This window comes from Flavipsychrobacter stenotrophus (assembly GCF_002954265.1).
In the GTDB taxonomy this organism is placed as follows: domain Bacteria; phylum Bacteroidota; class Bacteroidia; order Chitinophagales; family Chitinophagaceae; genus Flavipsychrobacter; species Flavipsychrobacter stenotrophus.
The window spans coordinates 948,442-961,986 of the sequence record NZ_PPSL01000002.1; the positions used below are offsets into that span (position 1 = coordinate 948,442).

A 13,545-nucleotide genomic window follows, 5' to 3' on the forward strand; every position below is an offset into this window, starting at 1 on the left:
ATTCTACTATAGTCTTAGTGCAGTGTCTGCAGCCCGATGCGAGATTGCTTCGTTCCTCGCAAAGACTCTTTTTGGTTGAGGAGAGACGTTACTAAAAAAAATGAGAGCCACCGGAGGAATCCAGCAGCTCTTACTTACTAACCCATTAAATTCACAACTACTGCAAAAGTAATAATTGATAGCCGACAAACAAAATGAAGCAACGCGTTTTAACTGTTAATTTTCTCTATGTATGGTAATGGTTTCACAATTAATGCCATAAAAAAATTGATTATCAATACTTTATAATAACATTAGTGATTGTTTATGTTTGCATTTTAGGGTAAATCAAATGAAATAATTTCTATTTATATGAGTGTTAATTAAGGTATTTAACGCTCTCTGACAGTAAATCGAATTTAATTAATTTGCATTTATTGGCGGCGTACCTTCACAGAGTGTTTTTCCCTTACTTACGACTAGGCGAATATTTTGATCTGCTGCATATGTTGATTCACCAGCACATTCGTATTTCTATCTTAACTTTTTAGCATCACCATTTACTCCCCGCTATTCGTAATTTGCATTCCAGAAAAGATAAAATATGACCAAACAATTTGCACCAATAGAAAAGACACCAAGAACGTTTTTACCCGACGATTTTAAGGTCACAGACTGGGCTTCTTTACAGCCGTGGTTCGACGAACTTTTAGCAAGAGAATTACCAACAAAGGCAGACCTGGAACATTGGCTGCGCGATATAAGTGAACTGGAAGCTGTGATAAGCGAGGATGCCTGCTGGAGACAGATAAACATGACGCTGGATACTACCAACAAAGCATATGAAGAAGCATTTACTTTCTTCTGCATGGAGATAGAGCCAAAGATGAAGCCTTATGGTTTTGAGCTGAACAAGAAACTACTGGCCAACCCTTTTGAAAAAGAACTGGATTCGCAGCAATACTTCCCTTATCTGCGCAACGTAGACAATTCTATAAAGCTATACCGCGAAGAGAATGTGCAGCTGCAGGCTGATATGAGCATACAGGCACAGCAGTTTGGTGTGATCTCAGGCGCCATGAGTATTGAAATGGATGGTAAGGAATATACCATGCAGCAGGCAGCGAAGTTTTTGCAGAACCCCGACAGGACTTTGCGCGAAGCGGCATTTACCAAAATGGCAGAACGCAGACTACAGGACAAGGATAAATTGAACGATCTGTTCAATACACTAATTGGCCTTCGCCAGCAGATAGCTGTGAATGCAGGTTTTGATAATTACAGGGATTATAAATTCCGCGAGTTGGGTAGGTTCGATTACACAGTTGACGACTGTTTCGCATTTCATGCTGCGGTTAAGGAACATATTCTGCCATTGCAGGCTATGCTCACTAACTTCCGTAAGAGCAGACTAGGCCTTGATGTAATGAAGCCATGGGATGCTGACGCAGAACCAGTGGGTACGCAACCATTGCAACCATTTCATGGTGGTAAGGAGTTGAGCGACAAAGCGGTAGAGGTATTTAATAAGCTACGTCCTTACTTCAGCGGATGTCTGCAGACCATGCAGGAGATGAAACGTATGGACCTGGAAAGCCGTAAAGGAAAAGCACCGGGTGGATATAATTGCCCGCTAGCCGAAACAGGCGTGCCATTTATATTTATGAATGCTGCCGGTACCATGGGCGATGTGATCACCATGATGCACGAAGGCGGACATGCCGTACACTCATTCCTGTCTCACCACCAACCACTATCTGCCTTTAAGGAATACCCTATGGAGATAGCCGAATTGGCCAGCATGAGCATGGAACTATTTACCATGGAGCATTGGGATATCTTCTTTGCAGATAGTAAAGAACTGGACAGAGCAAGACTGGAAGAAATGGAGCGTGTAATAAGCGTGTTGCCATGGATCGCTACGATAGATAAATTCCAGCATTGGATATATACCCACGTAGGCCATACCAATGATGAGCGCAAAGCAGCATGGCTGGAAATACTCAATGAGTTCTCCACAGGCATTGTTGACTGGACAGGATTTGAGGATTACCGTGCGCACTCATGGCAGAAACAATTGCACCTGTTTGAAGTGCCGTTCTATTATATAGAATACGGTATTGCCCAGCTGGGCGCAATAGCTATGTGGCGCCAGTACAGGCAGAATAAAGAGCAGGCATTAGACAATTATATGGCTGCCCTAAGTTTAGGGTATACCAAGACGTTGAAAGAACTCTACTCAACAGCAGGCATCAAATTCGACCTGTCTCCTGCATATGTAAAGGAGCTGGCTGATTTTGTAGTACCTGTGCTGAACGACATGGGAGTATCTAAGTAAAAAGTAAAAACTTAAAAGTAAAAGAGGTCATCGGGAACAAACCCGATGGCCATTTTTTTTAGAAGTAGTTGTTATATTTATGCAATTCAGCCAAACACTCATCTGCCTGCTATGGAAAGAAACACCCCAAGTGATATCGTCACAATAGGGAAGAATAATGCACAGTTTGGGGGCAAAAATATTGCCCAGATTGCCTTTTTAATAATTAGTTCCTTTTGTTCCTACTTTGTTTTCCGTGTGCTAAAAATAGACCTGGCCAATGAAACGATGCTATTTAAGGCGGTACTTATCCTTTTTTGTTCGCTTTTCCCAATAATGACCCTCTGGACTGTACCTGGTGATAGTATCATTACCAACAGGGGTAATAATAGATAATTCATCGCGTTCCATAGCCATTCGCTTCATTGTACTCCCAACAAAAACTATTTCAGTTTCGGAAATAGACCACTATAGTAATACTACTAATTCTACGCGATACCAATCATATCCCGGCATTCTCCTTTATGACAATAGCGGGCACATGTACCTGTTAGGCACTATTAATTTGAAATCCTACCTGCCAATAAAGGAGTTTTTAGAACAACAATGCATTTCATGTTCCGGGGAAGAAAAATTCAGGATGTTGAAATATTATGGGCAGACCCTGAAATTTAAAAACCGGTAGTTATTAACCTGCCGGATGCATATAACAAGAAGAGGCGACCTGTACAGGCCGCCTCTTTACACACTACTCACTATAAAACCGTCTTAAATATTATTTAGCCTGAGCAAACTCAAGACGCAGGTTCATTGTTACTTCGTCACCTACTACTGCACCACCCGCTTCAGTCAATGCGCTCCACTTAAGGCCATAAGCTTTACGGCTCATTTTGCCTGTAGCCTTGAAACCTGCCTTAATGTTGCCGTATGGATCCTTTACAGTACCACCGTAAGTAACTGCGAAAGATACTTTCTTAGTTACGTCGCGAACGGTAAGGTTACCTTCCAATACGTAGTTGTTGCCGCTTGTCTTTCTGAAAGATGTGCTGGTGAAAGTCATTTTAGGGAATTTCTCTGCATTGAAGAAGTCATCGCTCTTCAGGTGCTTATCACGCATTTCGTTATCAGTATTGATGCTGTTCACATCTACATCGAAAGATACAGTTGCCCCATTGAAGTCTGCTGAATTAGCCTGCATAGAACCGCTGAATACTTTGAAAGTACCTTCAACTTCAGATACTGCAAGGTGGCTAACCGCAAACTTTACAGTTGAGTGACTTGCGTCAACACCCCACTTAGTAGGCGCTGCTGCTACCGCTGTAGTCTTGGTAGTAGTTTTTGTAGTTGTCTTAGTTGTAGTCTTTGTCTGGGCGTTTGCCAGAAGAGATGCAGATAAAACCGCGATCAATAATGTTCCTTTTTTCATTTGTTTGTTTGTTTTGTTAGCACAAATGTATGTACATACATGCAATCTGCATCATAGAATTTGTAAATACATCTATAGGGCGCTATAAAAGTGCATGTTATAATACCTGTAATAAACGTGCCATACTATATAATATTAGCAAAGTTTATTACTTTAGCACCTTGTTCAATACCGCCCATTGCGGTATAAAACTGTTGTACCATGAAGAAATTTTTATTTGTATTATCCTTAACCTGCATATCGTCGTCGTCTTTCGGACAGCGATATATGGGAATTGCTACGGGTAACTGGGGCGGAATGAGTAGTTTATACCTCAATCCGGCAAATATTGCCGATAACAGGGACAGGCTTGTAATTGATCTTGTAAATATAAATGCCGGAGTAGATAATAGCCTGGGTAAGTTGAATACAGTGAGTGGGTTGAATAAGTTCATAAACGGTAACAGTACTAATATCAACGATGTATTTACCTATTCCAACAAGCAGAATTTCAGCCTGGTAGCACCTTATGCCGAACTGCGTGGACCCGGGTTTATGCTAGCTATAAACCATAAACACAGTGTAGGATTTTCTACCCGTGTGCGGGGTATGAACCAGTTCAACAATTTCAATCAATCGGTATACAGGACCATAGCAGATTCAACCTATACTGCTAATGGTGTGACGCTTAATTCCCAAAACTTTAACTGGACCGGCCATGTGTGGGCGGAAGCTGCGGTTACCTATGGTGTAGTGCTGCTTGAAAAAGGCAAACATGAGCTAAAGGCAGGCGTAACGCTCCGCTATTTAAGTGGTATTGGCTACCTGGGCTTGAAAGGTAACAATCTGAATCTGCGCTATTCGGGAGATACCATAACTGCAACCAATACAGATATTCAGTATTCCAGCAGCCTGGCAAGTTCAAACAGTACGTTGTCTACTGGCATTGGCTCTAACAGCATATTTGACAACCTGGTAAACAGCAAAACCGGTAACGGTGTTGGTGGCGATATAGGCATAGTATATGATTATATCGAAAACCCTGAGGCGACCAGCTTTGAAATGGATGGCAAGAAGAATGTAGGCGACCAGACCATCAACAGGTATAAACTGCGTGTATCAGCATCGGTAACAGATCTAGGTTCTATATTTTATAACAGCAATGGCAACTTCTCGGTAAATGTGAGAGGTAACGGTACCCTTACCGGCCAGGGACTGATAGAAAATGTAAAGAACTATGATGATTTCCGTGCCTATGCCAAGAAGCAGGGATTTAATGTAGACACAGGTAAGGCATCTAACCGGTTGTATATGCCCACTACAATAGTACTGAGTGCGGACTACCACGCGTGGAAGAACATTTATGTAAATGCAACCTACTTCAATAATGTAGTGAACAGGCAGAACTACGGCAACTCTTACTACAACCAGATAATCATTACGCCAAGATACGATACCCGCAGGTATAGCATTGCCGTTCCTATTACTTACAGCGCATTATCTGAGAGTATGAAGATGGGTATTGGGATAAGAGCCTATGGCTTTTTTGTGGGTAGCGATGACATGCTGGCCCTCGTATCTCACCAGTATGGCATGAATTTTTATGTAGGTGGGTTTGTACCTTTTCATAAAAAGCACATAAAAGACCGCGACGGAGACCATGTGTCTGATAAAAAAGACAAGTGCCCAGAAGATATGGGTACATGGAAGAGCCGTGGTTGCCCGGATAAAGATGAAGATACCAAGAAGGAAGATCCATCGGAGAGGGAAAACTAAAGTGAATAAACTTTAAGGTATAATTATTGTATAGAATCAATTAATAACTATAATTTTGCACCAATAAAAAAAACAGACAAATGAAGAAAACATTTTTATTTTTAGCAGGTAGTGCGATCATGTTCGCATCTTGCGGCGAGAAAAAGACCGAAGAGAGCAAGCCATCTCAGGCACAGATCGATTCAACAGTAAATGCACAGGTTGCAGAAAAAGAAGCTGCAATGAAGGCTGAAAACGATGCTAAGATAGCAGCAGCGGCAAAGGCTCAGGCTGATTCTATGGAAGCGGCTAAGACAGCAACTGAAACTAAGATAAAGACTACAACAAAAACTACAACACACACAACTAAGCCTACAGCTCCGGCACCACCGCCGCCGCCACCAGCACCAACAACTCCTAAGCCAAACCCACGTCCGGGTGCGCATTAATATTTATTGATTTATCAATAGAAGGAAATGCCCTTGCGAAAGCAGGGGCATTTTTAGTTTCGGGAGTACCAAAAGGGTTGGCTGATATAGAGACATACGATACCTTCGGCATCGGCCACTGTTAATGTATGAACGAGCTATAAACATATGATACCTTCGGCATGATGACATGGAATATGCCCCTGAACTCAATGTCATTGCCTTTCAGGGCTGTTTCTATATTATTTTTTAGTTCCTGTCTGGGTTTTATACAGTTGTTCGCGGGAATGGTTTACGGGGATGCCCAGAGACTCATAGATGTAGTCTTGTGCAAGGGTGCGGACATTGAGCTTGTTGATCTTGGCATTGTCGGCAGTAGGGTAAACACGATTGCTAAGGAATATGAACACTATACCTGTAGCAGGATCCGCCCAGACGCAGGTGCCGGTAAAACCCTGGTGGCCAAAGGCCTGTGCACTTACTCGGTCGCCGGTGGGGCCTGGTTCTCCAAATTCAGGTGTTGGCTTGTCGAAGCCCAGTCCGCGATGGTTAAGGCTGCTGTTATAAGCAGTGAACAGTGCAACAGTCTCGGGTTTGAAATAGTGCTTACCGCCATAGCTGCCTTTGTTGAGGAGCATCTGCATAATTACCGCTGCATCGTGACCGGTAGAGAACAGACCCGCGTGGCCTGCAACACCGCCCAACATGGCCGCGCAAGGATCGTGTACATAGCCATGCACCAATTCCTGACGGAAGCTGAAATCCATTTCTGTTGGTGCTATGCGGGTAAGGTTGAACTTAGATAGCGGATTGTAAAGCGTGTAAGCCAACCCCAACGGCTTATAGAATTGTTCATCAGCATATTTGTCAATGGTCTTACCGGTTAACTGCTCTACAACCTTTGCAAGGAGGAGGAAGTCGAGATCGCTATATACGCTTTTACCCTTATTGTCGAGGCTGCTGCGTAATATTTTGCTCCAGATACTGTCTTTATAATCGCTACTCAACCAAAGGTTTTCAGCAACGGGTATATTGAATTCGGGCGACATTTTTTTGCGGTACAATGCCTTCTTAGGCTTGCCCTTTTCATTGAGTGTCTCTTTGTAGAAAGGAATCCAGCTTTTCAGTCCGGCCTGGTGCAGCAGCACATCTTTAATTTTCAGTCCTGCTTTGTCTGTGCCATGAGTCATAGGCAGGTAGTCTCCCAGGGTCTTTTCCAAGTCTATCTTACCATCCTCATAGAGCTTCATAATAGATATGTTGGTAGCCAGCATTTTGGTGCAAGACGCCATATCATAGAGCGTATTGGTATCTACCATCTGCGGATTATCATACATAAGGTGGCCAAACGCTTTATCGAAGAATACCTTACCATCACGGGCTGCCAATAACCTGCAGCCCGGGAAGGCGCCATCTATTATGCAGCGTTGCAAAAAGAGATCCAGTTTATCCAACGCAGTGGCATCAACAACACCTGCATCAACAGGGTAGAGTGTCTTAACTAGATCTTTAGGTACTTCCTTTAGAGGCTCAGCTTTCTTAATGACCGGTGCAGGGCACACGCTACGTCCATCGATACAGGCAGTAACGGGCAGGTGTCCATTTGCTTTTATCTTCTTGGTCAGTACGTCGGCCATTACCAGTTCGGTAAGGCTATCATCTTCATAAGTGACCATTACCGATGGGGCACCGCAGAAGTATTGCATGGCATATGCGTTACCCAGCAACACCACCATTACATTGCCTTTGCAGGCTGCCTGCTGAATGAAAGTAAGCGCCTCGTCGCTCAGTCCGTAAGCGCCTGCAGGTGTAAAGTTGAGGTTGTGTATGGCCACAATTGTAGCGTCATATCTGCTGATGCTATTGAGCACTTTCTGATAGTCGGCAGTTGTTGATCCCTTTGGCAACCAATTGGCTTTTGCATCGGTGTATTTATCTTTTATTCCCTCGAAAAGAGGAGTGGTAGTTGTGGCATTGATACCCACATAACCCACGCTCATATTGTCATTGAGCTTGTTCATTACCTGGTTGTCATCTTTTACCAGCGTAATAGCCTCACGAGCAGTCTGTGTTCTTACTTCATCCAATGCGGCATTGAGATCGTTGGTAATGTTGGTAGTATCTATATCCTTAAATGAGTTAAGACCGGCATCATATTTAGCAGCTAATATCTTCTTTACGCTCGCTTCCAGTTGCGTCATTGGTATGGCACCTGTATCGAGCGCCTGCTTTATGCGGGCAATACCCGCGGGTGCATCACCGGAGAATAGCAACACATCGTTACCGGCAGCAAAGGCACGCATGTCGGCCTCGCCTGAAGGGAAGTATTTTACCACAGCATCCATACGCAGGGCATCAGTGAATATCAATCCGTTGAAACCCATCTTATCTTTAAGCAGGCCTGTGACCGTGTTTTTAGAGAGTGATGTGGGTACGTGAGTAGCAGTATCTAAGGACGGCACTTCCAGGTGGCCTACCATAACACTCTTTACACCTGCTGCTATCAACTGGCGGAAAGGATAAAGTTCTAAAGTATCGAGCTGGGCAAGTGACTTAGGAATGAGTGGGAGGTCTTTGTGGGAATCTGTATTTGTGTCTCCATGACCCGGAAAATGCTTGGCACATGCAATGATACCGTACTTCTGCAAGCCGCGCATAAATGCTTTGGCCAGCAAGGATACCCAGTTTTTGTTCTCACCAAAAGAACGGGAATTGATAACCGGATTGGCTGCGTTATTGTTTACATCTACGTCAGGAGCGAAGTCTATATGCACACCTATTCTCTTGCACTGAGCAGCTATGGCAGCACCCATTTTGTAAACCAGGCTGGTATCTCTTGTAGCGCCCAGCATCATCTGTCGGGGAAAGTTGCGTACGCTATCTAACCTCATACCTAGGCCCCACTCCGCATCCATAGATAGGAGAAGCGGCACCTGCGCCATGTGCTGGTAGCGGTTGGTCATCATAGCCTGGCGTATAGGGCCGCCCTGCATGAAAATGAGTCCACCAATCTGATGGGCTTTTATCAATTTTGTAATTGCTTCCTCATTCAGGTTTTTGCCGCCGGAGTAGGCCGCTACCATAAATAATTGGCCTATCCTCTCTTCTTCGTTCAGTGCATTATACACACTGTCCACCCAATGGTTCTTCGCCCTTGTGTAGTTGTCTTTCTCCTTTTTAGGATTTGCTGATGCAATATTGCTTACCAGCAGCAAGCAGCATATAATGGCGAGACCTAACCTATTCATAAAAACAAAAATAATTCTATTCGGATGAAAATGGTTCACAGATTTTTAAACGATTACGCAGATTACACAGATTTTCAGTTTTGAATGGATTTTCGGCAGGTGCCAACGGAGGTGAAATTCTAATCGGGCATTGGTTTGGCGTAATTTATTGTTTTTCATTTGGTTGTGATTTTTGGTTATGCCCGATCGTGCCCGATGTGGGCTGTCTGAACCATGATTCGCATGATAGCATGATTGAAGGATGCCCGATGTAATCGTTACGTGTGCCGGGTTTATGCAGGGCTGAAGATCTTCAGCCCCTACGTTGTTATTTTTTTGAATGCCCGATGAAAATGAAATTTTAATCGGGCATTGGATTGGTGTAGTTGGTTGGTTTTCATTTGGTTGTGATTTTTGGTTATGCCCGATCGTGCCCGATGGAGGTTGTCTGAACCATGATTCGCATGATAGCATGATTGAGGGATGCCCGATGTAATCGTTACGTGTGCCGGGTTTATGCCGGGCTGAAAATGTTCAGCCCTTACGTGTTTTGTTTTTCGTGGGATGCCCGATGGAGATGAAATTCTAATCGGGCATGGGATTGGTGTAGTTCGTTGGTTTTCATTTGGTTGTGGTTTTTGGGTATGCCCGATTGTGCCCGACTAGTTGAGTGCGGGGAGCGAAAGAGCGGAGAGCGGTTGGGTGTTTGGTCTCAAAGAGGACCGGCCGGATGGTTGTTGGTCATAAGACCAACAACGGCGGTGCGGACCGGCGTTCCCGGGGAGTGTGTGATGACATGTGAAAATAGGTATAAAATAACACACAAAGGTCGGGAGGAGAGATGTTAAGTGCAAATGAACATATCCACAATTTTTGATTTGGCGGTATGGGCTGATGGGGGATGTTTTTGGGCATTTTGCGTGTTGAAAATGTGGATATGTTAAGATTTTAGGACCCGATTTTTAGCTGTGCCGCCATTATTCTGCTATTTACATTGCTCCTGAGTTATTCCTACCTTCATAGCGCAGAATAATAGCGCGGTAATGATCATTAATGAAGACCTGTTTTTAGAGAGATATAATAAGTTGAATAGCCGCCAGAAGCAGGCAGTAGATGAGATCTATGGCCCGGTGATGGTAATAGCGGGTCCGGGAACGGGAAAGACCGAGGTGTTGTCTATGCGTATTGCGGCATTGATACGCAGTGAGGCGCAGGTGCAGCCACATGAGATATTGTGTCTTACCTATACCGAAGAAGCTACTAATTCTATGCGCCGCAGGCTGGTGCAGATAATTGGCGCGGCCGCTCATAAAGTGAATATCTATACATTCCACGCTTTCTGCAATAATATCATTCAGAACAACAGTGAATACTTCAGTATGCGGACGCTGCAGCCGATGACCGACCTGGAGCGCACCGACCTGCTATATAAAATGTTGGAAGACCTGCCATCTGGTCACCCATTGAGGAAGCTGAGTGGTAATATCTATTATGATTCGGGCAAGCTGAGTAAGCTGTTTGATATTATGAAACGGGAATACCTTACCGCAGAAGGTATATCGGCAGCCATAGATGAGTACCTACTGAGTCTGCCAACAAGAGAAGAATATATTTACAAAAGGAATGGAGCCAATTTTAAGAAGGGCGACCTGAAGCAATCACAAATTGATGAGCAGATAAAGCGCATGGAGACCACCCGTGCTGCTGCCCACCTGTTTGACATTTATGAAAGCCGAATGAAGGAAGCCGGCAGGTATGACTTTAACGACATGATACTGTGGGTGCTTGATGCCTTTAAGAAATATCCATGGATGTTGCAGAGCTACCAGGAAAGGTTCCAGTTTACCCTTGTGGATGAATTCCAGGATACGAATGGTGCTCAGAATGAGCTGATCAACCAGTTGACCGCTTTCTGGGAAGACCCGAACATATTTGTAGTGGGTGATGATGACCAGAGTATCTATGAGTTTCAGGGGGCCAGGATACGCAACATCATAGAGTTTTACCTGAGGTACAAAGACACCATTAAGATAGTGGTGTTGCCGGAGAACTACCGTTCATCGCAGCAGATCATAGACAGGGCAATGGCCACTATTGGCAACAATAAAGCACGCCTCATCAATCAGCTTGCAGACCTGCAGTTGGACAAGAATATTGTTTCGGCGGCAGACAGATTTAAGAATGAGCCCAACATCGTGCATCCTGAAGTGAGGATGTATAACAACATACTACAGGAAGAGGCGGATGTGGTGATGCAGATAGAACGGCTGCAACAGCAAGGTATAGCGCTGCAGGACGTTGCAGTATTGTATGCCCAGCACAAGCAGGCCGATAATATTATAGCCCTGCTGGAACGCAAGAACATACCCTATAATGTAAAGCGGGAAGTGAACCTGCTGGAGTTGCCACTGACTGAGCAGATACTGAACATACTGGACTACCTGCAACAGGAAAAGAAAAAGACCTTTAGCGGAGAGGAAGTGTTGTTTGAACTGATGCACTCACCCTATTTTGAGATAGCACCTACCGACATTGCGCAGCTGGCCTTGTATATACAAGCTAACCGCAAGAATGGTGGCATAAAGTGGCGCATGCTTATTTCTAACCACCTGCAGCTGGAAACCATAGACCTGCAGACAACAGAGGCCATACGCAGGCTGAGCAACAACCTGGATAACTGGGAACGTGAGCAGATGACATTGCCCCTGCCTCTGCTGATAGAGAAGATCGTATACGAGAGCGGCATAGTCAACTACCTGCTTAAGGAGGCAGACCATATCTGGAACATGCAGGTGCTCTATGCGCTGTTCCAGTTTATTAAAGATGCATGGTCTAGAGATAGTAAGATGAAGTCGGCACAGCTGCGGCAGATGATAGACCGCATGAATGATGAGGGCATCAAAGCGCCTGTGCAGCGGGTGATACAGAATGACAATGGTGTAAAATTCTATACCGCTCATAGTGCCAAGGGCAATGAGTTTGAGTATGTATTCCTGGTAGGCTGCACCAAAAACTTCTGGGAAAATAAGAAGGGCGGTGGTGCTAACTATCACATGCCCGATACCATTACAGCTACCGAAGAAGATCCTGATAATACTTATAAAACCGAAGTTGCCCGCAGGCTGTTCTATGTAGCCCTTACCCGCGCAAAGAAACACCTGTATATATCTTACGCGCTCAACGACAACGCAGGCAAAGCTATAGAAGCATCGGTATTTGTAGATGAGATAAGTGTGCCTGAAGAACGCATAAGGCAAACAGTGCCTGTAGGTGAAATAGCGGAACACCTGAAGTGGGCCATGGCACCGGTGGAGGAAGTAGTGATAAAGATGGCCAATGCGCAATGGATAGAACGTGTACTGCAGCAGCTGACAATGAGTTACACTTCTATATCGAAGTACCTGCGTTGCCCACTCGCATTTTATTATGAATTGATACTGAAAGTGCCGTTCCAGAAAAATGATGCGCTGGCGTTTGGTAGTGCGGTGCACAATGCATTGGAAAGATTCTATAAAGACATGCAGGTAAGAAAGGGTGAATTCCCAAGTAAGGAAGAACTGCTCAACCAGTTTAAATATGCACTGAACACTGAAGCTTCCAGCTTTACCGCGGTGCAGTTTGACAGGAGAACGGAACAGGGAAATACGCTCTTGTCGGAATACTACGATCACTATATCAACACGCTGCATAAGAATGTGGAGATAGAGTATAAGGTGAACCGCTACGTATTAGATGGCGTGCCTGTAACCGCCAAGATAGATAAGATAGAAATAGACGGTGACAAATGTACCGTGGTAGACTATAAGACCGGCGACCCGGACAAATCTGGCAACGCCAACACCGCACCGCCGAATGAGAAAGACCCCAACGGAGGTGATTACTGGCGACAGATGGTATTCTATAAGCTACTACTCGAAAACTATGAAGACAGAAGGTGGCAGGTAGCACTGGGCAAGTTTGACTACATACAGAAAAGCACCAAGACCGGCGAGTATAAGCAGATAACAGTACCTGTTTTTCCGCAGGATGAGCAGATAGTAAGACAGCAATTAAAAGATACTTACGCCCGTGTAATGAATCATGAATTTGACAAAGGCTGTGGAAAAGAAGACTGCCATTGGTGCAATTTTGCCAGAACATATAAACTGGTAAGGCCTAAGGAAGATGAACTGATAGAGATAGATGATGTGTAAAGTATTAACTATTGGGTAATATTACGCGTCAAAAACGATTCATATTCAACATCTTGTTACTGTATAATTATTATTAATTCAGGGGCATTTAATTTCTATATTTCCGGTATGTGCCTTGGGTAAATTTTGTAGAAAAAACTCGTAAACAGTTAACAATCAGCACTTTTTTTAGCTTAGTAGATGCATGCTACTTATATTTGTAGTATGAAGATCATGCATCATTTACGGCAGTTACGCAACC

7 protein-coding genes are annotated in these 13,545 nt (G+C 44.2%); 5 read left to right on the plus strand and 2 right to left on the minus strand.

The window, feature by feature from the left end; genetic code table 11:
- Positions 1-583 precede the first annotated feature (583 nt).
- Together CJD36_RS09365 and CJD36_RS09370 are read left to right on the plus strand one after the other, a co-directional pair.
- Entirely contained in the window at positions 584-2,317 is a 1,734-nt protein-coding gene (locus CJD36_RS09365) for a M3 family oligoendopeptidase (protein ID WP_105038867.1), read from the plus strand.
- Positions 2,318-2,428: 111 nt separating this feature from the next.
- Positions 2,429-2,692: a hypothetical protein gene (locus CJD36_RS09370; RefSeq protein WP_105038868.1), complete on the plus strand. Its 264-nt coding sequence runs from the start codon at positions 2,429-2,431 to the stop codon at positions 2,690-2,692.
- A 379-nt stretch (positions 2,693-3,071) separates the two neighbouring features.
- Here the strand turns inward: CJD36_RS09370 and CJD36_RS09375 are convergent, their stop codons facing one another.
- The gene (locus CJD36_RS09375; protein WP_105038869.1) at positions 3,072-3,722 is read right to left on the minus strand and encodes a YceI family protein; all 651 of its coding nucleotides are present in this window, start codon (positions 3,720-3,722) and stop codon (positions 3,072-3,074) included.
- A 201-nt stretch (positions 3,723-3,923) separates the two neighbouring features.
- Here CJD36_RS09375 and CJD36_RS09380 point away from each other — a divergent pair, with 201 nt between their 5' ends.
- Together CJD36_RS09380 and CJD36_RS09385 are read left to right on the plus strand one after the other, a co-directional pair.
- A complete protein-coding gene (locus CJD36_RS09380; RefSeq protein ID WP_133162574.1) occupies positions 3,924-5,477 on the plus strand; it encodes a DUF5723 family protein in 1,554 nt (517 codons plus the stop codon).
- A gap of 80 nt (positions 5,478-5,557) precedes the next feature.
- On the plus strand, positions 5,558-5,905 hold the full coding sequence (locus CJD36_RS09385) for a hypothetical protein (RefSeq protein ID WP_105038871.1): 348 nt from the start codon (positions 5,558-5,560) through the stop codon (positions 5,903-5,905).
- Between the two features lie 221 nt (positions 5,906-6,126).
- On the opposite strand, the gene CJD36_RS09390 is transcribed toward CJD36_RS09385, so the two are convergent.
- A complete protein-coding gene (locus CJD36_RS09390) occupies positions 6,127-9,132 on the minus strand; it encodes a glycoside hydrolase family 3 N-terminal domain-containing protein (protein WP_105038872.1) in 3,006 nt (1,001 codons plus the stop codon).
- A 1,022-nt stretch (positions 9,133-10,154) separates the two neighbouring features.
- Between CJD36_RS09390 and CJD36_RS09395 the strand changes: the two genes are divergently transcribed.
- Entirely contained in the window at positions 10,155-13,304 is a 3,150-nt protein-coding gene (locus CJD36_RS09395; protein ID WP_105038873.1) for an ATP-dependent helicase, read from the plus strand.
- The last annotated feature ends 241 nt before the right edge of the window (positions 13,305-13,545 follow it).